We start from the raw sequence: 23,168 nt of genomic DNA, 5'->3' as shown, positions 1-23,168 counted from the left end.
CCTCATGCGTTTTGGCTGACTTGCGCGTTTTCCGCCTGGCGCTGAGCGGTGTCCGCACGGCGGGAGGCAATTTTGACGAACGGCAGGTAGATAAGCACCGCGGTTACGATACAGATAAGCTGCGTTACCACCGCGCCCATCGAGCCCGCCGTAGAGAGCCAGGCGTTAATCAGCGGCGGCGTGGTCCACGGCACCATCACCACCGCTTTACCGGCAAAACCGGCTGCGGTGGCGAAGTAACCGATGCTGCCGGTCACCAGCGGAGTGATAATAAAGGGGATCGCGAGGATCGGGTTGAGCATGATCGGCATGCCGAAAATCACCGGCTCGTTGATATTGAACAGCCCGGGACCAATCGACAGTTTGGCGATCTCTTTCATCTCTTTGCGTTTCGTGCCGATCATCACCGCAATCAACAAACCAATCGTCAACCCCGAACCGCCGATGCTCATATAAACATCCCAGAACGGCATGGTAATGATATTCGGCACCTCTTTACCCTGCTCAAAGGCGCTCATATTGACGGTGATCGCCCCCAGCAGCAGCGGCTCGCGGATCGGTTTGATCATCTGGTTACCGTGTATGCCGATAACCCAGAACAGCTGCGCTACGAACATCAGCAGCAGGATCCCTGGCAGGCTTTGTACCACGCGCTCCAGCGGCTGCTGCACCACTTGATAAACCGCGTCATAGAGATACATGCCGGTGGTCTGATGAAAAATAAAGCCAAAGGTGGCAATCAGCGTAGTGGTGATAATTGATGGGATCAGAGCGGAAAACGACGCCGATACGTTGGGCGGTACGGTATCCGGCATCTTGATCTTCAGCCCCTTACGCCCTTCCAGCCAGCAGTAGATCTCCACCGACAGAATGGCGATAAACATGCCGAGGAACAAGCTGCGGGTATCGGAGAACTGGCGCAGCAGCACATCTTTCACTTCATGCATTTGCCCGTCGACCATCATTTCAACGGTGGTCGGCGTGACGCAGATAAAACAGATTACCGCCAGCAGCCCAGGAAACAGGCTCTTGATACCGTTAATCCGCCCGAGCTCGATACCGATAAGAAAGACCGCACCGATGTTGAGAAAGTTAAGCGTCGCGTAGTTAATCGCGCTGGTGATCGGTTTTAGCGCCGCCAGAAAAGAGAGCGACTGAAAACTGGCCAGTCCGTTTTTAGGATCCAGCACCATGTTGGAGATCAGCACCGAAAAGGCACCGACAATGATCACTGGCATCAGGGTAATAAAGGCAGACTTTATTGCCATGATGTAGCGATAGCTGTTGAATTTCGTGGCGAAACTCCCCAGAGAGTCGATCAGTTTGTCCTGCAATGCCATAGAGGATACCTCAGGTTTAAGGGCTTTTAGCGCACCAGGTGTACAGCCAAACACCTATTGGCATACCAAAAATAATCACTGGTGAGAAAAAGTTCTGTGACTAAGCTCGCAACCTCTCTACTGGCATTCCAAATAACGCAAAATTGGCATACCGCATTTGCCATTTGATTTTTTCAGACGATCAATTCCTGTAAAAGCGTGATCGCGATAGTTTTTTACGCTGCCTTGAGGCCATATCCCCCTGAATGTCTGTGATAAACTGCGCGTTACCACGTGATATCAGGAATCGTAAGAATGGCAACAATGCTGGATGTCTCAATTCGCGCAGGCGTCTCTAAAGCGACGGTTTCCCGCGTGTTGAACGGCACAGGTCAGGTGAAAGAGAGCACCCGCCAACAGGTTTTTAAGGCGATGGAAGAGCTGGGCTATCGGCCTAACTTTCTCGCCCGCTCGCTGGCGAACCGCACGAGTAATAGCATCGGTTTGGTGGTTTCCACCTTTGATGGTTTCTATTTCGGACGCTTGCTACAGCAGGCGTCCCGACAAACGGAGGCCTGGGGCAAACAGCTGATCGTCACCGACGGCCACGATGCGCCAGAACGTGAAGAAGAAGCGGTGCAGATGCTGGCCGATCGCCAGTGCGATGCCATCGTGCTCTACACGCGCCATATGAGCGAAAAGAAAATCATGTCGCTGATTGAGTCCATCGACATGCCGCTGGTGGTCATTAACCGCGACGTCAGCCAGGCGCGAGAGATCTGCGTGTTCTTCGAACAACAGGACGCGGCGTTTCAGGCCGTTGAGTACCTGATTACCCAGGGTCATCGCGATATCGCCTGTATTACCGTGCCGATGCACACGCCGACGGGTAAAGCCCGTCTGGAAGGTTATCGTAATGCGCTGAAAAAAAACGGTATCGAGTGGGATCCGGCCAAAGTGAAGTATGGCGACTCCACCATGACCCGCGGCTATGAGCTGTGTCGTGAACTGTTAGAAGAGAAGACGCCGTTTAGCGCGCTGTTTTCCTGTAACGATGATATGGCGCTGGGCGCTTCGAAGGCGCTGTATCAGGCTGGGCTGCGGATCCCGCAGGATATTTCGCTGTTCGGTTTCGATGACGCACCGAGCGCAAAATGGCTGGAACCGGGGCTGTCCACGGTCTATCTACCTATCGATAACATGATAACCACCGCTATCGATCAGGCGATCAAACTGGCGAACGATCAGCCGATTGAGACGATCCCGCCTTTTACCGGTACGCTGGTACTGCGCGAATCGGTAACGACCGGGCCGTATTACAAATAATTAGCTAAAGTTGCAATTGCCCGGTGGCGTCTAGCGCCTTACCGGGCCTACGAAATTCACAATCCCCGCCGGGTAAGGCGCTAGCCGCCGCCCGACAAAAACGCGGGCACTATGGGCAAAACGCCTTCACATCAACTCACAGCAGCTCAAGCGCCAGCAGCTCTTCAATCGTCTGACGACGACGGATTAGCCGCGCTTTGCCGTTGTCGAACAGCACTTCCGGCAGCAGCGGACGACTGTTGTAGTTAGAGGACATCGACGCACCGTAAGCACCAGTGTCGTGCAGCACCAGGTAATCGCCCGGCACTACCGCTGGCAGCAGCCGCGCTTCCACCGTTCCCCCTTCCTGCTGGGTAAAGACATCGCCCGATTCGCACAGCGGCCCGGCGACCACGGTTTTAATCTCCCCAGCAGCGCTAAGGTCTCGGCCATCTGCCGCCAGAGCGGTGATGTGATGATAGCTGCCGTACATTGACGGGCGCATCAGATCGTTGAAACCGGCGTCAATTAGCACGAAGTGGCGGCTGCCCATCTCTTTCACGCTGCGCACCTGAGAAACCAGCACCCCGGATTCCGCCACCAGGAAGCGACCCGGCTCGATTTCCAGTTTCACCGGATGACCCAAATGCTTCGCCACCTGCTCGCGCGCCGCATTCCACAACCCGAAGTAGTGATCGGTATCGATCGCCTCTTCATCTTCATGGTAGGGGATCGATAATCCGCCGCCGGCAGAGATCGCCTGCAGATCCTGGCCGAACTCGATAACCTGACGCACCATCGCGCCGCATACCTGTTCCAGATGGCCGTAATCGACGCCGGAACCAATATGCATATGAATACCCACCAGCTGTAGCTGGTAGCGGCGCATCACTTCCAGCGCTGCCGGTAAATGGCTGTACCAAATCCCGTGCTTGCTGTTTTCACCGCCGGTATTGGTTTTTTGGCTATGACCGTGACCGAAGCCCGGATTCACTCGCAACCAGACGCGGTGGCCCGGAGAGACTTCGCCTAGTTGGCTTAGCATGTCGATAGACCCGGCGTTGACCGGGATCTGCAACTCTTTCACCCGCGCCAGCGTTGCATCGTCAATCAGGTCAGCGGTAAAAACGATATCTTCCGGATGCTGTTGCGGATCGTACCCCGCCGCCAGCGCGCGCTCGATCTCGCCCAGCGACACCGAGTCCACCTTGACACCCAGTTCACGCATCAGGCGCAGGATATGAATATTTGAGCAGGCCTTCTGCGCAAAACGCACGACGTCGAACTGGTTAAGCTGGGCAATCTGGCGGCGGATAATCTGCGCGTCGTAGACCCAGACCGGGCAGCCGAATTCGGCAGGCAACCGCAGCAGGTTCTCTGCGGTCAGATCGGTATTAGTAGCGTAAAGCGAGCGTGGCATAAGGAACTCCGGTGCTGTGTGTGCGTTGTCTGTGTTTTTTTACGATTACGCCACAGCCTGTAAGGAATAAAAAATATCGTTTTATTGCCAGTCTATGCAAAAATGATATGGCTTACATCATCCGAGGATCGCTCATGCCCGCCGTCAACCTGCGCCATATTGAAATTTTCCATGCGGTGATGACCACCGGTAATCTGACGGAAGCCGCGCGGATGCTGCATACCTCGCAGCCGACCGTCAGCCGCGAGCTGGCGCGTTTCGAAAAGGTGCTGGGATTAACGCTATTTGCCCGCGCCCGCGGTCGCCTGCAGCCAACGGTTCAGGGGTTGCGCCTGTTTGAAGAAGTGCAGCGTTCCTGGTACGGCCTCGACAGAATCGTTAGCGCGGCAGAAAGCCTGCGCGAATTCCGCCAGGGCGAGCTGTCGGTGGTGTGTTTGCCGGTTTTTTCCCAGTCGTTCTTACCGCTGCTGTTGCAGCCTTTTCTGGCGCGCTACCCGGACGTCAGCCTGCAAATCGTCCCTCAGGAATCACCGCTGCTGGAAGAGTGGCTTTCAGCTCAGCGCCACGATCTTGGTCTGACCGAAACGCTCCATACCCCCGCCGGAACCGAGCGTACGCCACTGCTAACGCTAAACGAAGTGTGCGTGCTGCCGCAAGGCCATTCGCTTGCCGCTAAACAAGAGCTGACGCCTGCGGATTTTCACGGCGAAAACTATATCAGCCTGTCGCGCACGGACAGTTATCGTCAATTACTGGATACGCTGTTCCTTGAACATGAGGTTAAACGGCGCATGGTCGTCGAAACACACAGCGCGGCCTCAATTTGCGCCATGGTGCGCTCGGGGGTGGGGATCTCAGTGGTCAACCCGCTCACCGCCCTCGACTACGCCGGAAACGGCGTAGTCGTGCGCCGCTTTAGTATTGAAGTGCCATTTACTATTAGCCTGATTCGCCCACTGCACCGCCCCGGCTCTGCGCTGGTCGATGCTTTCGCTCTGCATCTGCAAAATAGCCTGCCGCGCATCCTGACCCCGCTCGAAGCGGTGCTTACGAAAGCATAAACTCAACCGCGTCCGCCGCATGAATCGCGGCGGTATCAAACACCGGCAGAGGACTGCTTTCTGCGGGTACCAGCAGACCGATTTCGGTACAACCGAAAATCACGCCTTCAGCCCCCTGCTCCGCCAGGGCGTCAATGACCTGCAGATAGTAGTCACGCGATTCTGCGCTAAAGGTTCCCAGGCACAGTTCATCAAAGATGATCTGGTTGATACGTTCACGGTCTTCAGCTTCAGGAATCAATGTCTCGATGGCGAACTGCTGCTGTAAGCGGCCGCGATAAAAATCCTGCTCCATGGTATAGCGCGTTCCAAGCAGGGCCACGCGGCTTTGGCCTTTGGCAGTAATCGCTCGCCCGGAGGCATCGGCAATATGCAGGAACGGCACGTCGCAGCGCGTTTCAATGGCTTCGGCGACCTTATGCATGGTGTTAGTACACAGCACGATGCCTTCGGCCCCCGCTTGCTGTAGCCCGAAAGCCGCCTGTGCCAGGATCTCGCCCGCACGATCCCAATCGCCCGACGACTGGCAGGCCTCGATTTCATGAAAATCCACGCTGTGCAGCAGCAGGCTGGCGGAGTGCAGACCGCCCAGGCGCGCTTTGATACCTTCGTTAATCAGGCGATAGTAGGGAATCGTCGATTCCCAGCTCATCCCACCCAACAGGCCAATCGTTTTCATCATTCGCTCCTTATGTGAAGTCCTTCAGTGAACCAAACTTGTGATCAACTTTCCACCTTCTCCTGACGATCGTTTCCTTTTGGTTTTTTGTAGGATAAATTAAATAAAACAACGTTTCATTTAACTACAGGATCAGCGGATGTTTATTTTTCATAAAGAGACCACCCTTGAAGATCTGGGCAATGGCGTCACCCGTCGCATTCTTGCGCATGATGGCAAGATGATGGCGGTCGAGGTGAACTTCGAAGCGGGCGCCATCGGGCCAATGCATAACCACCCTCACGAGCAGCTCACCTATGTGCTCTCCGGTGAGTTTGAATTCACCATCGGTGATGAAAAGCATGTGGTTAGCGCGGGCGATACGCTCTACAAGAAACCGGAAATCATGCACGGCTGTATCTGCCTGAAGCCGGGGACGCTGCTCGATACGTTTACCCCTGTCCGTCAGGATTTTCTGCAAAAATAGTTTCCCCCTCACCAGGGCATGCCTCGCATGCCCACCATTTTCTGAACTTTTCCGCCCAAAATAATTGTCATAAAGTATGTTCAATAACAATCATTAGCAAAGCAATTAACCCCGCCAGACCAGCCTCAGTTCTCATTTTCACCCCCCTCCTCAACTCCCCGCTATCTCTGCAAAATGCGCGCGCTCGCATTTTTTGAAACATCGTTTCGACTTTGATCACATTTCCGAGATGAACTGAATGACTCTGTAATAAATAGCAATAAAATAAATTTAAAACGGTGTTTTACAAAATCAGGACACCAGGTAAGGCAAAATCAAAAAACACATGCTCTGTAGGGATTTTTAGAGTGAAAAGAGCTCAGAAACGCAAAGCTAACAAGGGATGACTCATCGCTGACATACCAGGAACGCATTAACTTTCCGGCGACACTCCTCGCGGGAAAGGCACTAAACCCGAATCCGTATTACAAACTCGTAAGCCAGGTAGGTATGTATGAATGAAAACAGAATGCTGGGATTGGCATGGATATCGCCCTATATCATCGGGCTGATAATCTTCACCGCCTTTCCCTTTGTTTCATCTTTCTTCCTCAGTTTCACTGAGTACGATTTGATGAGTCCACCGGTGTTTAACGGCATCGAAAACTATCGCTACATGCTTACCGAAGATGGCCTCTTCTGGAAATCCATGGGCGTGACGTTCGCGTATGTCTTTTTAACCATCCCATTAAAACTGGCTTTCGCGCTGGGGATTGCTTTCGTCCTCAACTTTAAACTGCGCGGCATCGGTTTTTTCCGTACCGCCTACTACATTCCGTCGATTCTCGGCAGCTCAGTCGCCATTGCCGTTCTGTGGCGTGCGCTGTTTGCCATCGACGGCCTGCTGAACAGCTTTATCGGCGTGCTCGGTTTCGACCCGGTTAACTGGCTCGGCGAGCCTTCGCTGGCGCTGATGTCCGTCACCCTGCTGCGCGTCTGGCAGTTCGGTTCAGCGATGGTTATCTTCCTTGCCGCCTTGCAGAACGTTCCGCAATCACAATATGAAGCGGCGATGATCGATGGCGCGTCCAAATGGCAGATGTTTATGAAGGTCACGGTGCCGCTGATTACGCCGGTGATTTTCTTCAACTTCATCATGCAGACCACTCAGGCGTTCCAGGAGTTTACCGGCCCGTACGTCATAACCGGCGGCGGCCCAACCTACTCCACCTATCTGTTCTCGCTCTACATCTACGACACCGCATTTAAGTACTTCGATATGGGTTACGGCGCGGCGCTGGCATGGGTGCTGTTCCTGGTCGTCGCGGTCTTTGCCGCCATTGCGTTTAAGTCTTCGAAATATTGGGTGTTCTACTCCGCCGATAAGGGAGGCAAAAATGGCTGATATCCAACAAATCTCGCAAGCAAGGGACATTGCCGAACGTGAAGTCGCACGGACTCTGCGTCGTGAGAAAATCAACGCCAGTATCCGCTATGTGATCCTGCTGTTCGTTGGCCTGCTGATGCTCTACCCGCTGGTATGGATGTTCTCGGCGTCGTTCAAACCGAACCACGAGATCTTCACCACCCTGAGCCTGTGGCCTGCCCACGCGACCTGGGATGGGTTTATCAACGGTTGGAAAACCGGCACCGAGTACAACTTCGGCCACTACATGCTGAACACCTTCAAGTATGTGATCCCGAAAGTACTGCTGACCATTATCTCCTCCACCATCGTGGCGTACGGCTTTGCCCGCTTCGAGATCCCATGGAAGAAGTTTTGGTTCGCAACGCTTATCACCACCATGCTGCTGCCAAGCACCGTGCTGTTGATTCCTCAGTACCTGATGTTCCGTGAAATGGGCATGCTGAACAGCTATCTGCCGCTGTACCTGCCGCTGGCTTTCGCCACCCAAGGGTTCTTCGTGTTCATGCTGATTCAGTTCCTGCGCGGCGTTCCGCGCGACATGGAAGAAGCAGCGCAAATTGACGGCTGCAACTCCTTCCAGGTGCTGTGGTACGTGGTGGTACCGATTCTGAAACCGGCGATTATCTCAGTGGCACTGTTCCAGTTCATGTGGTCAATGAACGACTTTATCGGCCCGCTGATTTACGTCTACAGCGTCGACAAGTATCCAATCGCACTGGCGTTAAAAATGTCCATCGACGTCACGGAAGGCGCTCCGTGGAACGAAATTCTGGCAATGGCGAGCATCTCCATTCTGCCGTCCATCATCGTGTTCTTCCTGGCACAACGCTACTTTGTTCAAGGCGTTACCAGCAGCGGAATTAAAGGTTAAGAGGGAAATATCATGGCTGAAGTTATTTTCAACAAACTGGAAAAGGTCTACTCCAACGGCTTCAAAGCGGTACATGGTATCGATCTGACCATCGCTGACGGCGAGTTTATGGTCATCGTTGGGCCGTCGGGCTGCGCTAAGTCCACAACGCTACGTATGCTGGCCGGGCTGGAAACCATCAGCGGCGGTGAAGTGCGTATCGGCGAGAAAATCGTTAACAACCTCGCGCCAAAAGCGCGCGGTATCGCGATGGTGTTCCAGAACTATGCGCTCTATCCGCATATGACGGTACGCGAAAACCTCGCCTTCGGCCTCAAGCTGAGCAAGCTACCGAAGGATCAGATCGAAGCCCAGGTGAACGAAGCGGCAAAAATCCTCGAACTGGACGATTTGCTGGACAGACTACCGCGCCAGCTCTCCGGTGGTCAGGCTCAGCGTGTGGCCGTAGGCCGTGCGATTGTGAAAAAGCCAGACGTGTTCCTGTTTGACGAACCGTTATCTAACCTGGATGCCAAGCTGCGTGCTTCGATGCGTATTCGTATCTCTGACCTGCATAAGCAATTGAAGGCATCCGGTAAACCGGCAACCACCGTTTATGTGACCCACGATCAGACCGAAGCGATGACCATGGGCGACCGCATTTGCGTGATGAAGCTGGGTCATATCATGCAGGTTGATACCCCGGACAATCTCTACCACAAACCAAAGAACATGTTTGTGGCGGGCTTTATCGGCGCGCCGGAGATGAACATTCGTTCCAGCCAGTTGGTTGAGCAAGCCGGTCGCCTGCATCTGACCGTAGGCGATGGCTTACTGCCGCTCAACGACGAGCTGCAAAGCAAAATTGAGACCCACAAGAACCAGCAGGTGTTCTTTGGCGTGCGTCCGGAATTCGTCTCTATCTCCGATGAACCTTTTGCTGAAGGTTCATGCACTGGCGAAATGGTACGCGTGGAAAACATGGGACATGAATTCTTTGTTTATCTGAAGGTTGCTGATTATGAACTGACTGCCCGCGTTCCGTCCGATGAAGCAAAACCGATGATTGAGAAAGGGCTTCATCGCAAGGTGTATTTCAAATTTGATCTCAACAAGTGTCATATCTTTGACGCGAAAACTGAACAGAACATCTCTCTGTGAACACTGGAGTATTAAAATGAAAAAAGTGCTTTTAAGCGCCGTAATCTCCGCAACTCTGGGCCTTACCGCGTTACCGTCAATGGCGAAGGATGTCGACCTGCGTATGTCATGGTGGGGCGGCAACGGCCGCCATCAGGTCACCCTGAAGGCGCTGGAGGAGTTCCACAAGCAAAATCCAGACATCAACGTCAAAGCGGAGTATACCGGCTGGGACGGTCACCTTTCGCGCCTGACCACACAGATCGCTGGTGGCACCGAGCCTGACGTGATGCAGACCAACTGGAACTGGCTGCCGATCTTCTCGAAAAACGGCGAAGGCTTCTACGATCTGAATAAGATGAAGGACGTTATCGATCTGAGCCAGTTCGATGCCAAAGAGCTGCAAACCACCACGGTGGACGGCAAGCTTAACGGTATTCCCATTTCCGTCACCGCCCGCGTGTTCTACTTCAACGATGAGACCTGGAAAAAAGCCGGCGTCGAGTACCCGAAAACCTGGGACGAACTGATGGCGGCGGGCAAAGCCTTCGAAAGCAAGCTGGGTAAACAGTATTATCCGGTGGTGCTGGAGCACCAGGACACCCTGGCGTTGCTGAATTCATATATGATTCAGAAATATAACCAACCGGCTATCGATGAAAAAACCAAGAAGTTCTCCTACAGCAAAGAGCAGTGGGTTGAATTCTTCCAGATGTATAAAAAGCTTATCGACAGCCACGTGATGCCGGACACCAAGTACTACGCCTCGTTCGGCAAGAGCAATATGTATGAAATGAAGCCGTGGATTCAGGGCGAGTGGGCGGGGACCTATATGTGGAACTCCACCATTAACAAATACTCCGACAACCTGAAGCCGCCAGCGAAGCTGGATCTGGGTAACTATCCGATGCTGCCGGGTGCTACCGACGCGGGTCTGTTCTTTAAACCAGCGCAGATGCTCTCCATCGGTAAATCGACCAAAAATCCGGAAGCAGCGGCGAAAGTCATTAACTTCCTGCTGAACAGCAAGGAAGGGGTTGATACCCTGGGCCTGGAGCGTGGCGTACCGCTGAGTAAGGTGGCGGTGCAATACCTGACCGAAGACGGCACCATTAAAGCCGATGACCCGGCGGTATCCGGCCTGAAGCTGGCGCAGTCTCTGCCAACCAAACTTTCCGTGTCGCCATACTTCGATGACCCGCAGATCGTTGCCCAGTTCGGCACCTCTTTGCAGTACATCGATTATGGACAGAAAACGGTCGAAGAGACGGCCGCAGATTTCCAGCGTCAGTCTGACCGTATCCTGCGCCGCGCGATGCGCTAACTGCTCGTTATCAGTACCTACCCCGCAGCCCCGGCTGCGGGGTATTTTTTTAGCAAGGAGTCAATCATGAAAGGCAAAATCATCCCGCTGAACTTTCGGACCACGCAGGACAGCGAAACCGGTCACCAGGTGATCCGGATGACGCCATCGCATGTTATCTGTCACCGTAATTACTTCTATCAAAAATGCTTTACCCAGGACGGTAGCAAGCTGATTTTCGGCGGTGCGTTTGAAGGCCACTGGAACTACTATTTACTCGATATCGCCGCCCAGCAGGCCACTCAGATTACCGACGGGCCGGGCGATAATACCTTCGGCGGTTTTCTCTCCGAGGATGACCAGTCGCTGTGGTATGTGAAAAACAACCAACAGCTGCGCCGCGTGAGTCTGGAGACGCTGGAAGAACAGGTTGTTTATCAGGTGGACGACGAGTGGGTCGCTTACGGTACCTGGGTTGCCAATAGCGATTGCAGCCAACTGGTGGGAATCGAAATCAAAAAAAGCGACTGGCAGCCGCTGACCGACTGGAGCAAATTCCGCGACTTTTACTTTACCGAACCGGAATGTCGTCTGATTAATATCGATCTACACAGCGGTGAACAGCGTGTGGTATTGCAGGAAAAACGCTGGCTCGGTCACCCGATTTATCGTCCGTTTGATGACAACACCATCGCCTTCTGCCACGAAGGCCCACGCGATGCGATCGATGCCAGAATGTGGCTTATCGACGCTGACGGTAGCCATATGCGTAAGGTTCGCCAACACCAACCAGGAGAGAGTTTTACCCATGAGTTCTGGGTGCCGGATGGTTCCGCGCTTTACTACGTCGCCCATCAGGAAAACGATCCGCATCGTTATCTGTATCGTGCCGATCCGGTAACGCTGGAAAACCAACAGTTGATGGCGATCCCCCCTTGTTCACATCTGATGAGCAATCATGATGGTTCTCTGGTGACCGGTGACGGCGCGCCGCACAGCACCGGTGATATTCAGCTTAACGATCCGTTTATCTGGGTATTTGATATTCATACCGGTGAGCAAAAAGCGGTTTGCCGCCATGATTCGACCTGGAAAGTCATCGAAGGCGAGCGTCAGGCAACGCATCCGCATCCGTCATTTTCACCAGATAACCGCTGGGTGCTGTTTACCTCTGATAAAGAAGGCATGCCCGCGCTGTATCTGGCTGAGGTGTAGTCATTCGACAACTCTGCGGCCTTCCCCGGGGGCGGCGCAAAGCGTCTGCCCGGGCTACGGGTCCGCCGCAAGTTTGTGATGGGGTAGCCCGGGTAAGGCGCTTTACGCCGCAACCCGGGAAAACTTATCAGAAGAAATACTTAAACCGCACCCGAGCGCCGTAGCGCTCATCGGTATTGCCGCTTTTCGCCGCCGACGAATCCAGCCACGACGCATAGGCTCCGAGGTAAATATTAAAGTTCGGCATATCCATAATATCCGGCAGCAGCCATGAGGTGTGAAGGGTGTGGATGTCGTAGCGCCCCGGCGTCAGGATCGCACAATCGCCGTCACATTCCGCGCTGACACCGGACATATTAAACCGGTCGATTTTATTATGCGCATAGATATAGCCCAGCTCCACGCGGTGCCATAACGCATTGATACCGGCACTGAAATCCTTTTCATCCGCCGCATCCAGATACGCGGTGCTCAAATTTACCACCGCCCCATCCTCGGCATCGGTTTTCAGCGTATTCCAGCTCAGCGTCATGCCGTAGCCGGTGCGGCTGGACTGATCGACCCAGCGACCGTTTTGATTCTGATAACCGTAGGCGTTATTGACGAGGTTACTCTCCAGCGCCGCCGCCACCGACCACGTACCGGACTGCCACGCCGCCACCGGGCGCACGTAAACCACGTTTTTACGGTTATCCAGCGCGTTGCCATGATAGTTCTGCTCGACAAACAGAGAGCTGCCGTCTTCCACTAGCGTATTAACCTCAAAGTACCAATTATCAAGGTTTTTACTCAGCAGGAAGTTACCGCCGCTACTACTACGCCCACGTCCCTCTTTCATCATGTAAATATAGCCATAACCATCGCTATACAGATCGTTCGCCGTATTGCCGGAATATTCAATAAAGGTATCCTGATTCAGCGGGAACATATCGTAAGCCTCGAAGCGACCAATTTTTATTTTCCAGTCACTCTCCTGACCAAAGAAAAACGCCGCGTCATCAAGATTCATTTTTCCATTCATATCCGCCAGCGGCTGGACGCTGAATCCAGCATATTTCCCGTTAGCGCCTTTGCGTAACCCATCAAAGCCCAGAAGAATACGTCCGTTAATATCCCAACGTTCTTTATCTCCCGGCGCCCAGTTTTTATTAGCACTGGTTTTCACCGACGTTAAACTACCGGTGCGACTGGCACCGTCCATATTAAACTCAACGTCGCCATAGAATTTTAATTCGCCATAATCATTAAGTTGCAAAGTGGGCTTAGCGGGTGCGGTACTGGCCACCGCCGTTGGCGTCTCCTGACGTTTTAGCGCTCGGATCTCCGCCTCCGCGCTGGATGCCCGCTGTTCCGTCGCTTTCAGCCGTTGCTCCATTTGCGCCAGCCGTTCTTCGAGTGTTAATGGCTCCTGTGCATTAGCCAGAGGGGTAAATAAAGATGTCAGAAAACACCCGACCCAGATTTTATTCATCGGTAAACCCTTTTATTAAATTAAGTTTTTATTTATAGGTAAAACACGACGATGATGACAATAATACCCCGCCCATCGTCAAAGGCGGAGTATTAAAAACAATGAAATAACGATTATTCCAGTTGCCAGGCTCCCGCTTCAGTTAAAAACGCCGAACCGCTCCAGGCAAATAAAGCCAATTCGCGATTGTCTGCATCCGGATATATACGACTACTGAGACAAGCCTCACCATCATTAACAAACACTTCGACGGAAGAGCTATCGAAGAATATCCTTAACTTCAGCTCTGCCCCGGTGGTTAACGGCACGCTACGTACCCCGCACAGACCATACTGCGGATAATGACGCTCCAGCACCAGGCGCTGCATCTGCGCGTCCACGTAAATACGCAGACCATCGCCGAAGCTCAGACCATACTGCTCAGCGCTGCTGCTGGCGCAATCCCAGTTCAGGATGACCTCCATGGCTTCACAGTTTTCCACCATCATCGTCTGCTGGTTTTTCAGCGTTGTGACCGGCCACGGGAACCAGGCCCCGCGCATGCCCTCGACCTCTTTAGCCGGGCGCATTTGCAGACGGTTATCCGCGCTCAGGCTCAGCTCGCGCGGTAGCGAAAGCATACCCGACCAGCCATCCTGCTGCTCCGGCTGCGGCGATTCCCACATATCCAGCCAGCCAATGACGATACGGCGGCCATCGGGGGTGAGAAAGCTCTGCGGGGCATAAAAATCGTGCCCATGATCCATCTCCACAAATTCCCCCTCGCGAACAAACGCCTGCCCCGGCCGCCAGTCGCCGAGCAGATAGCCGCTCTGGAAAAGGTTACGGTTCCGATAGCCTTTTGCCGCAATCCCCTGCGGGGAAAACATCAATATGTGTTTACCATTGAGAGTGAAAAAGTCCGGGCACTCCCACATATAACCCATCTCTTTCTCTGCCTCGTCGAGAACGCCCGCGTCGTGCCACTGGCGCAGATCGGCAGAACGATACAGCCGCACCTGCCCTGTGTCGCCATCGCGAGCGCCGACGATCATGTACCAGCACTCCCCTTCCCGCCACACTTTCGGGTCGCGGAAATGGTGCATGTCCGGCGGGGTATCGACCACGATCCCCTGGCGCTCAAAGTGAATACCGTCGCGGCTGGTCGCCAGACACTGCACCTGATAGAGATTAGCCTCATCGCTGGCGTCACCGTGGAATTTATGCCCGGTATAAATCAGCGCCAACGTATCGCCATCAACGACCGCCGATCCGGAGAAACAGCCGTCTTTATCCTCCGGGCCTTCCGGGGCCAGCGCCACCGGCAGATGCTCCCAGTGAACCAGATCTTTACTTTGCGCATGCCCCCAGTGCATCGGCCCCCACTGGGTCGAGTACGGGTGATGCTGATAAAAAGCGTGATACCAGCCGTCGAACCACACCAGACCATTCGGGTCGTTGATCCAGCCCGCGCGGGCGGCCAGGTGGTAGCGCGGATACCAGCGCAAGTTCAGCGCCTCGCGTTTAGCCTGTAATTCCTGTTCAGCGTTGGCAATTGTGTACGTCATAGTCTTCACTCTTTTGATTCAGATTGCGGTGGGCTGCGAGACCAGCGGGTCCGAGGAGGACTTCGTGGAACGCAACAAGAAGATGGAGATAAAGGTGGTGCAGAACACCAGCAGTCCCATAATCAGATAGGACTGGGCAAAGCCGTATTTCTCGTAGCTATAGCCCGCCAGCGGCGACAGTATCGTAGCGATAACCGAGCTGGTGCAGGCGAAGCCCACCAGATACAGCGTGGAAGAGAGGCGTTTATCGAAGTTTAAGCTGTTGTATTTAAAGATAGAGACCAGCAGTATCGGCAGCTCGACCGCGTGCAGCAGCTTGGTAATGGAGATAAGCAGCGGCCCTTCAACCAGCCCGGAGGCTACCATACGCATCGCCATCACCATTCCGGCGAAGATCAGGCCGTTTTTCGCGCCAATGCGGTTAACCAACCACGGGGCGCAGAACATCCCCGCAGCTTCAAGAAAGACCTGGAACGAATTCAGATAGCCATACATCGCGTTCCCTTCCTGCAGCGTCGGGAACTGTGAGGAGAAATAGACCGGAAACTGCTGGTCGTAAACGCCGTAGATGCAGGTGCCGATCACAAAGAATACCAGCGCCCAGAAACGCGGCAGGGTCAGCAGGCGCAGCGCATCCTCCAGCGTCACTTTACCGCCAGCCACCGCTTCATCCATCGCCTGTGACGCAGAGAAAACCCGCAGCCGCGCCAGTAAAATAAAGAACACCAGGCCGGAGCAGCTGGCTACCGCAAAGTTTAAATGCGGGTTGATGTTGAACAGCAAACCGGCAAAGAACGTCGCCACCGCCCAGCCCAGCGAACCCCACATCCGCGCCTTGCCGAATTCAAACTGGCTCTGGCGCGCTACACGTTCGGTATAAGATTCCAGCACGCCGATGCCGCCGTTAAAGGTCAGGCCGATATAAATCCCGCCAAAAATACTGCCGAGTAACACGTTAATTTTCAGCAGGTAGCCAAAAAGCATATAGGCCGGGCCTGAGAGGATCAGCAGAACGGTGATGTACCAGAGCAGATTCTTACGTAGGCCGAGCTTGTCCTGAATAAAGCCGTAGCAAACCTGAGCAAACAGCGCAGAGACGGAGAGCACCGCGTAAATAAAACCGGTGTCTCCCGGTTTCAGACCCACTTCCTGATGCAACCAGATAGAGAGCAGAGAGCCTGAAGAGGACCAGGTGACAAAAAAGAAGAACAGTAACGCACTGAGTAACGGGTAGCTGTGGGAGCGATGCGCTTTCATCATGACATTCTCATGTTGGAGTAATGCTGATATGGTAACGTTAACAAAAAGCGAAACTCATGTCGTTTTGCTGAGATTCATGATGTTAATTACAAAAGTTAACGTTAACATAATGAGAGTGCGATCGCGATCAAATATTCCTCGCCTGCGCACGCGCTACGTGTACGATAGAATATCGTATGATCCTTTTACATCAGTAACTTAGTTAAACCCCGTTGCGACGGCGAGGGTGGAGCACTCAATATGGCATCCCTGAAAGATGTGGCAAAGCTGGCGAATGTGTCGCTGATGACGGTTTCCCGCGCGCTGAATAGCCCGGAAAGGTTGAAACCAGAGACCCTGGCCCGCGTCCAGGCGGCTATCGAACAGACCAACTATGTCCCCGATCTGTCAGCGAAAAAAATCCGCGGCGCTCACGCTACGCCAAACACCATCGGGGTACTGGCGCTGGATACCGTGACTACGCCGTTCTCGGTGGAGATTACGCTTTCCATCGAGGAAACCGCGCGTGCCCACGGCTGGAACAGTTTTGTGGTCAATATGTTCTCCGACGATAGCCCGGAAACCATTGTCGATCTGCTGCTCTCTCACCGTCCGGACGGGATCATTTACACCACTATGGGGCTGCGACAGGTACCGCTTCCGGCCAAGCTGTTGACCCTCCCCTGCGTGCTGGCGAACTGCGAAAGCCTGCACGATCCGGTAGCCAGCTATATTCCGGATGATGAACAAGGACAATACACGGCGGTGCAGGCCTTGCTGGCTGCGGGCTACCGTCGTCCACTGTGTCTACATCTACCGGCTAACCATCTCGCAACCGTCCGCCGCCGTCAGGGGCTGGAACGCGCCAGCCGGGAAGCGGGGATTGACCCGGACGCGCTCGATCACTGCTATATGGCCTACGGCGATGAACACTATCGCGATATTCCCGCTGTCGTGTTAGCGCATATCCAACAGCAAAAGCCGCAGTTCGACTCGGTGATTTGCGGCAACGACCGTATTGCATTTATGGTTTATCAGACGCTGTTGGCGCAGGGGCTACGTATTCCGCAGGATGTGGCGGTGGTGGGTTACGACAATATGGTGGGGATCGGCGATCTGTTCTTACCGCCGCTGTCGACGGTACAGCTCCCGCATTATGACATCGGGCGCCTGAGCGCCCTGCATATCATTAACGGCGACAGCCATCGGGAAACGGTACGTGTTGCCAGCCCGTGGCTGCCGCGCGAGTCGCTGTAATTAATTGCCAATGTTGCGCAGCTTCTCGCCGGACATCAGCTTACGTTCGATATGCTCCAGGGTGACATTTTTGGTTTCCGGAATCAGCCAGAAAGTCACACCGATAAAAGCGATGTTCAGCGCCGTGTAAAGCCAGAAGGTTCCCGCCGCGCCGATTGAATCAAGCAAGGTCAGGAATGTCGCGCCGATAATCATGTTCGACACCCAGTTGGTCGTGGTTGAACAGGTGATACCGAAGTCGCGACATTTCAGCGGCTGAATTTCCGAACACAAAATCCACACTACCGGCGCAGCGCTCATCGCATAGCCCGCGATGCACATCATGGTCATGCCGACCGACAGCCAGGAAAGGCCGCTGGAGGCAGTGCCGTTATCAAACTGCATCAGGCAGTAGCCCAGCACCAGCGTGCCGACAGCCATAACGCTAAAACCGATTTTCAGCGCCGGTTTACGTCCGGCCTTATCGACGGTGAAGACCGCGATAAAGGTGGCGAACATAAAGGTCAGGCCAACCACCAGCGTCGCCACCATCTGCTGCTCGGTGGTGGTGAAACCGGCCATTTTGAAGATACGCGGCGCGTAGTACATGATGATATTCATACCGGTAAACTGTTGCATGGCCTGCAACAACATGCCGAGAAATACCGCGCGGCGCACGTTGCGGTTGATTTTAAACAGCGCCCAGCCGCCCTGTTTTAGCTTCAGGCTTTCACGAATTTCGTTCAGCTCATCGCGGGCTTTTTCCGAGGTATCGCGCAGCATCCGCAGCACCTCTTCCGCTTCCACATGACGTCCTTTTTCCGCCAGCCAGCGCGGGCTATTCGGCAAGAAGACGACCAGAATGATCAGTACAACCGCCGGTAAGGCCAGCACCCCAAGCATCGCCCGCCAGTTACCGCTGTAGCTAAACGCGGTGTCAGAGAGAAATGCCATCACGATCCCCAGCGTTACCATCAGCTGGTACATACTGATCATCTTGCCGCGCACGTTTTCGCTGGCCATTTCAGACAGATACAGCGGCGCGGTATAGGAGGCGATACCTACGGCAACGCCGAGAATGACCCTCGCCGCCAGCAGCATTTCGACGCTGGTCGCAAAAGCAGAGCCAATAGAGCCTGCGACAAACAGCACGGCGCCAACCATCAGACTGTATTTACGCCCCAGACGGAACGAGAGCCAGCCGTTAAAGAGCGCACCGATAGCGGCTCCGAGCATCATGCTGCTCACCACCCACTCCTGCATGCGGCTGGATAAGACAAAATGATCGGTAATAAAGGGCAGCGCCCCGGCAATGACCCCGATGTCGAGGCCAAACAACAATCCCGCCACTGCGGCGGCAATCGAAACAAACTGATTCATGCGCCGGGTATCGCGCTGCGTACGCGGCATTAACGTAGAGTCGTTATTAATTGAAGCCATTTTTTCCTGCCAGACGGAGTAAAACATGTGATGAAAGTACGATATCGGCGGACTAAGGTGTCAGGCAGGACGAGCCAAAGATATGGATTAATAAGCTACCAGTAGCCATTTTGTGATGGACATTCAACTTTCAAAAGAACAGAAAACAATCATCTCATTATCGAAATACCCCATTACACATAGATGTTCAGCTAAAAAATAAATAAATCATATGGACTATTCTAATTTCATGATATGGACAATTATTGTTAATGCATAAAAAAACCCTGCCGAAGCAGGGTTCACTCTTGCACTAAAGCGGAGCTAAAAATTAGCGCGCCAGCCAGCCGCCATCAACCGCCACGGTGTAGCCGTTGATGTAATCAGACGCGCTGGAAGCCAGGAATACCACCGGCCCCATCAGGTCGCTCGGCAGTCCCCAACGTCCTGCCGGGATGCGGTCAAGAATTTCGCTGCTGCGCTGTTCATCAGCACGCAGCTGCTGAGTATTGTTGGTCGCCATATAGCCCGGCGCAAGCGCGTTCACGTTGATACCGTGCTTCGCCCACTCGTTGGCCAGCAGACGGGTCACGCCCATTACCGCACTTTTGGATGCGGTGTAAGACGGCACGCGGATCCCGCCCTGGAAGGAGAGCATGGACGCGATGTTAATGATCTTGCCGCCGTTACCCTGAGCGATAAAGTGCTTCGCCGCCGCCTGAGACATAAAGAACACGCTCTTAATGTTCAGGTTCATCACGTCGTCCCAGTTTTTCTCGCTAAACTCGATAGCGTCTTCACGACGAATTAAACCGGCGTTGTTCACCAGGATGTCGATATGACCAAATTCAGCTACCGCGCGCTCCAGCAACTGTGGGATGCCGTCAATCTGGCGCAGGTCTGCGGTCAGGCTAAGAAAACGACGGCCCAGCGCGGTAACGCGTTCAATGGTTTCCGTCGGTTCAACAATATTGATACCCACGATATCGCAGCCGGCTTCCGCCAGACCGACCGCCATGCCCTGGCCCAGACCCGTATCGCAACCGCTGACGACAGCGACTTTGCCCTGCAGGGAGAATTTATCGAGAATCATGCTTGGTTCCTTAATCTTTCAGAGCCTGTAGGCACAGGCAAGGTTCTATTAGTCCAGCCTGCTGCTTACGCAGACCCTTATGGTTTAAGAACTCTATATACCCGTCATACTTCAAGCTGCATGTGCGTTGGCTGCGTTCACTCACCCCAGTCACTGACTTTAGTAAGCTCCTGGGGATTCGTTCCCTTGCCGCGTGATTCGTCCCTACGGGACTCACCCTTTCAGGGCCAGCGCAAACGCTGTTCAAAACGGTTAACCGTTTTGTCCTGCAACTCGAATTATTTAGGGTATAGGGATTTACTCATAAAAATAAAACAGAGTTCCGTTTTTCAGTGAACACATCTTAGCCCCGGCCAAAGTCATTTTCAATTATTATTAAAACGTTGTTTCAATTTTAAGATAAGTAAATGTTAAAAATGCAAAACAGATCACGAAGCGTCGTATCACCAGCAAAAGAAAATCAATCTAAATCAATAAAATACAATAAGTTACAACAACTTTGAAAAATGACGGTAGATCATAAAAAAACGACCATAAAACAAAGGTGATCCAGGCATATGCTGGACAGGCGACAAAAAAGTGCGATCCAGCGCGGGAAGTTGTTGCGAATTGCGTCCACCATCACAAATAATGAAACGATGTTTTGATAAATTGACACCTATCTTTTAAATCAACTTCCACTGACCGGCTCACGCAGGCTGGCGACATCTCAGGAAGGAAAAGGAGTACATCATGGCTAAAGGCATGCGGGTTAAATTGAATTATGAAGTCAGCCGCGATCCGGACACCGGCGCGGAAATCACCCGCTTAACCCCACCGGAAGTAACCTGTCATCGTAACTATTTCTATCAGAAGTGTTTTTTCAATGATGGCAGCCATTTGCTGTTTGCTGGTGAGTTCGATGGCCACTGGAACTACTATCTGCTGAATCTGGCGAAAGCCGAGGCGGTACAGTTAACGGAAGGCGCAGGTGATAACACCTTTGGTGGTTTCCTCTCTCCGGATGATAAATCCCTCTATTATGTGAAGAACGACCGCACGCTGCTGGAAGTCAATCTCACCACGCTGCAAGAGCGCGAAGTTTATCGCGTCGCCGATGATTGGGTTGGCTACGGTACCTGGGTGGCAAACAGCGATTGCACTAAGCTGGTTGGGATCGAGATCGCCAAAAGCGACTGGACGCCGCTCAACGACTGGCAGATTTTCCACGACTTCTTCCATAAAGGCCCCCATTGCCGCCTGCTGCGCGTCGACCTGCAAACCGGCGAAAGTAGCGTGATTCACGAAGAGAAAAAATGGCTGGGTCACCCGATTTATCGTCCTTTCGATGACAACACGGTCGCCTTCTGCCACGAAGGCCCGCACGACCTGGTCGATGCGCGGATGTGGATGGTCAATGAAGACGGCAGCAACGTACGCAAAGTCAAAGAGCATGCACAAGGTGAAAGCTGCACTCATGAATTCTGGGTACCGAATGGTTCTTCTCTGATGTATGTTTCTTATCTGAAGGGCCAGCAGGGCCGGACAATTTATAGCTTCAACCCGGATACCGGCGTCAATGAAGCGGTGATGCAGATGCCAGCGTGTTCGCATCTGATGAGTAACTTCGATGGCACGATGCTGGTGGGCGATGGTTCCGGTACGCCGGTCGATGTGAAAGATACCAGCGGCTACACCATCGATAACGACCCCTATCTGTACGCGTTTGATGTCGCGAAGCAGGCATATTTCCGCGTCGCACGCCACGACACCTCCTGGGCAACGGTGGCGAATAGCCGCCAGGTTACTCATCCGCATCCATCCTTTACGCCGGACGACAGCGCGATTCTGTTTAGTTCCGATAAAGACGGCAAACCTGCTGTTTATATCGCGAAGCTGCCGTCACAGCCTGAGATGCTGAAAGCATAGAATTAGCCACTGTTTAGTTTGAGTTAGTGTTTTTGTAACTGGCCTTGCCCTCCTTTTGGAGGGCTTTTTTATGTCCGGATTTTTCCCCCCGGGGGCGGCGCAAAGCGCCTTGCCCGGGCTACGGGATCGCAGACGGCTGAAGACTTGTAGCCCGGACAGGTGCGCAGCACCGCCTCCGGGAATATACCCGATCGCGCGGTACTACCGTCCCTCCGACGGCTCGGATTTGGTAGCCCGGGTAAGGCGTTTACGCCGCGACCCGGGGGAAGACCGCAGAGAGTTGCCGAATCTTCCCGGATAACACAAACAGAAAACCCCGGCTGACTGCTCCGGGGAAAACGATGAGGAGGTTTTTTTAATTTAGAACGAGTAGGCAACACCGACGCGGAAACGGGTCTGACGGTCGCTGCGGTCGTTAACGCCGACGTTACCAAGTTCACCATACGGTGCCCAGTTTTTATCCAGCTTATAGGCAACCTTAAGGTTGTACTCCTGCGAGTACGGTTTATTGTCGTTACGCTTCACACCTTCCGTACTGCGCGCATAAACATAGTTCAGCTCGGTACGCCAGTCGCCGAAGACGTAACCGGCCCACGCATCGCCACGGTTAACTTTATCGTCATCTTTGCCAGCATTCGCCGGATAGCGGGTGTAGTCGTAACGATAGCGAGCGGCAACGTAGAAGCCATTGTCGAAGCTATACTGCGCACGCAAATTCGGTTTATAGATCGTGCGGCTATCGTTACTTTCAATAGTGAATGCAGGTGTTAGCGAGAAATTCTTATCCGCCTTCCACTGCCAGCTAATGCTCTCTTCATGACCATTGCCAATGACATCAGAATAAGGCTGGCTGGCGCTATCACCACCTGATTTCCACTTCGCCTCGACGGAGAAGCCAAAACCGTTAGCGAAACGATGGGAGACGGAAACGCGGTCAGCGTTGCTCTTATCCGACTTCCCCCCATCGATGAATTCGTGACGTAAATCAACGGTGACAGCGGAAGCAGCGAAAGACATGCCACACAGTGCAGCAAGGGCCAGAGATTTTGCAAACATGAGGTACCCCTTATAATTTAAAATATCGTTTCT

The 23,168-nt window shown here is 53.5% G+C and carries 19 protein-coding genes; 10 read left to right on the top strand and 9 right to left on the bottom strand.

The window, feature by feature from the left end:
• Positions 1–2 precede the first annotated feature (2 nt).
• On the bottom strand, positions 3–1,340 hold the full coding sequence (locus HV213_RS05890) for a PTS sugar transporter subunit IIC (protein ID WP_110276437.1): 1,338 nt from the start codon (positions 1,338–1,340) through the stop codon (positions 3–5).
• Between the two features lie 303 nt (positions 1,341–1,643).
• Here HV213_RS05890 and HV213_RS05885 point away from each other — a divergent pair, with 303 nt between their 5' ends.
• Positions 1,644–2,645, top strand: a complete 1,002-nt coding sequence (locus HV213_RS05885) for a LacI family DNA-binding transcriptional regulator (RefSeq protein ID WP_181486341.1) — start codon at positions 1,644–1,646, stop codon at positions 2,643–2,645.
• 136 nt (positions 2,646–2,781) lie between these two features.
• On the opposite strand, the gene lysA is transcribed toward HV213_RS05885, so the two are convergent.
• Complete coding sequence (lysA, locus tag HV213_RS05880; protein ID WP_181485006.1) at positions 2,782–4,044, bottom strand: diaminopimelate decarboxylase; 1,263 nt, start codon at positions 4,042–4,044, stop codon at positions 2,782–2,784.
• A gap of 134 nt (positions 4,045–4,178) precedes the next feature.
• Here lysA and HV213_RS05875 point away from each other — a divergent pair, with 134 nt between their 5' ends.
• A complete protein-coding gene (locus tag HV213_RS05875; RefSeq protein WP_181485005.1) occupies positions 4,179–5,105 on the top strand; it encodes a LysR family transcriptional regulator in 927 nt (308 codons plus the stop codon).
• On the opposite strand, the gene HV213_RS05870 is transcribed toward HV213_RS05875, so the two are convergent.
• Positions 5,092–5,784 carry an aspartate/glutamate racemase gene (locus tag HV213_RS05870; protein WP_181486340.1) on the bottom strand — a complete coding sequence of 231 codons (693 nt, stop codon included), beginning with the start codon at positions 5,782–5,784 and terminating at the stop codon, positions 5,092–5,094. The genes HV213_RS05875 and HV213_RS05870 overlap by 14 nt on opposite strands.
• Before the next feature lie 139 nt (positions 5,785–5,923).
• Here HV213_RS05870 and HV213_RS05865 point away from each other — a divergent pair, with 139 nt between their 5' ends.
• The 6 genes from HV213_RS05865 to HV213_RS05840 all read left to right on the top strand — a co-directional run bounded on the left by HV213_RS05865 (position 5,924) and on the right by HV213_RS05840 (position 12,166).
• A complete protein-coding gene (locus HV213_RS05865; protein WP_110276432.1) occupies positions 5,924–6,250 on the top strand; it encodes a cupin domain-containing protein in 327 nt (108 codons plus the stop codon).
• A 493-nt stretch (positions 6,251–6,743) separates the two neighbouring features.
• Positions 6,744–7,634 carry a carbohydrate ABC transporter permease gene (locus tag HV213_RS05860; RefSeq protein WP_110276431.1) on the top strand — a complete coding sequence of 297 codons (891 nt, stop codon included), beginning with the start codon at positions 6,744–6,746 and terminating at the stop codon, positions 7,632–7,634.
• A complete protein-coding gene (locus HV213_RS05855) occupies positions 7,627–8,529 on the top strand; it encodes a carbohydrate ABC transporter permease (protein WP_110276430.1) in 903 nt (300 codons plus the stop codon). The genes HV213_RS05860 and HV213_RS05855 overlap by 8 nt, the downstream gene beginning before the upstream one ends.
• A gap of 12 nt (positions 8,530–8,541) precedes the next feature.
• A complete protein-coding gene (locus HV213_RS05850) occupies positions 8,542–9,669 on the top strand; it encodes an ABC transporter ATP-binding protein (RefSeq protein ID WP_181485004.1) in 1,128 nt (375 codons plus the stop codon).
• Between the two features lie 16 nt (positions 9,670–9,685).
• Positions 9,686–10,972, top strand: a complete 1,287-nt coding sequence (locus HV213_RS05845) for an ABC transporter substrate-binding protein (protein WP_181485003.1) — start codon at positions 9,686–9,688, stop codon at positions 10,970–10,972.
• 63 nt (positions 10,973–11,035) lie between these two features.
• On the top strand, positions 11,036–12,166 hold the full coding sequence (locus HV213_RS05840) for an oligogalacturonate lyase family protein (protein WP_181486339.1): 1,131 nt from the start codon (positions 11,036–11,038) through the stop codon (positions 12,164–12,166).
• Positions 12,167–12,293: 127 nt separating this feature from the next.
• Here HV213_RS05840 and HV213_RS05835 read toward each other — a convergent pair whose 3' ends face one another.
• The 3 genes from HV213_RS05835 to HV213_RS05825 all read right to left on the bottom strand — a co-directional run bounded on the left by HV213_RS05835 (position 12,294) and on the right by HV213_RS05825 (position 16,444).
• Positions 12,294–13,637 (bottom strand): carbohydrate porin, encoded by a 1,344-nt coding sequence (locus HV213_RS05835; protein ID WP_181485002.1) that lies wholly within the window; start codon positions 13,635–13,637, stop codon positions 12,294–12,296.
• Positions 13,638–13,750: 113 nt separating this feature from the next.
• Positions 13,751–15,184 carry a glycoside hydrolase family 32 protein gene (locus HV213_RS05830; RefSeq protein ID WP_181485001.1) on the bottom strand — a complete coding sequence of 478 codons (1,434 nt, stop codon included), beginning with the start codon at positions 15,182–15,184 and terminating at the stop codon, positions 13,751–13,753.
• A gap of 18 nt (positions 15,185–15,202) precedes the next feature.
• The gene (locus HV213_RS05825) at positions 15,203–16,444 is read right to left on the bottom strand and encodes an MFS transporter (protein ID WP_181485000.1); all 1,242 of its coding nucleotides are present in this window, start codon (positions 16,442–16,444) and stop codon (positions 15,203–15,205) included.
• Between the two features lie 240 nt (positions 16,445–16,684).
• Here HV213_RS05825 and HV213_RS05820 point away from each other — a divergent pair, with 240 nt between their 5' ends.
• The gene (locus tag HV213_RS05820) at positions 16,685–17,680 is read left to right on the top strand and encodes a LacI family DNA-binding transcriptional regulator (protein ID WP_181484999.1); all 996 of its coding nucleotides are present in this window, start codon (positions 16,685–16,687) and stop codon (positions 17,678–17,680) included.
• Here the strand turns inward: HV213_RS05820 and araE are convergent, their stop codons facing one another.
• Together araE and kduD are read right to left on the bottom strand one after the other, a co-directional pair.
• Complete coding sequence (gene araE / locus HV213_RS05815) at positions 17,681–19,099, bottom strand: arabinose-proton symporter AraE (protein ID WP_181484998.1); 1,419 nt, start codon at positions 19,097–19,099, stop codon at positions 17,681–17,683. It lies immediately after the preceding gene.
• 310 nt (positions 19,100–19,409) lie between these two features.
• Positions 19,410–20,171 carry a 2-dehydro-3-deoxy-D-gluconate 5-dehydrogenase KduD gene (kduD, locus tag HV213_RS05810; protein WP_181484997.1) on the bottom strand — a complete coding sequence of 254 codons (762 nt, stop codon included), beginning with the start codon at positions 20,169–20,171 and terminating at the stop codon, positions 19,410–19,412.
• Positions 20,172–20,903: 732 nt separating this feature from the next.
• Here kduD and HV213_RS05805 point away from each other — a divergent pair.
• The gene (locus HV213_RS05805; RefSeq protein ID WP_110276420.1) at positions 20,904–22,079 is read left to right on the top strand and encodes an oligogalacturonate lyase family protein; all 1,176 of its coding nucleotides are present in this window, start codon (positions 20,904–20,906) and stop codon (positions 22,077–22,079) included.
• Positions 22,080–22,439: 360 nt separating this feature from the next.
• Here the strand turns inward: HV213_RS05805 and HV213_RS05800 are convergent, their stop codons facing one another.
• The gene (locus HV213_RS05800) at positions 22,440–23,135 is read right to left on the bottom strand and encodes a porin (RefSeq protein WP_181484996.1); all 696 of its coding nucleotides are present in this window, start codon (positions 23,133–23,135) and stop codon (positions 22,440–22,442) included.
• Positions 23,136–23,168: the final 33 nt, after the last annotated feature.

It is taken from the genome of Klebsiella sp. RHBSTW-00484 (assembly GCF_013705725.1).
In the GTDB taxonomy this organism is placed as follows: Bacteria; Pseudomonadota; Gammaproteobacteria; order Enterobacterales; family Enterobacteriaceae; genus Klebsiella.
Note: the sequence above shows the minus strand (reverse complement) of the source record. Positions and strands in the feature narration are given on the sequence as shown.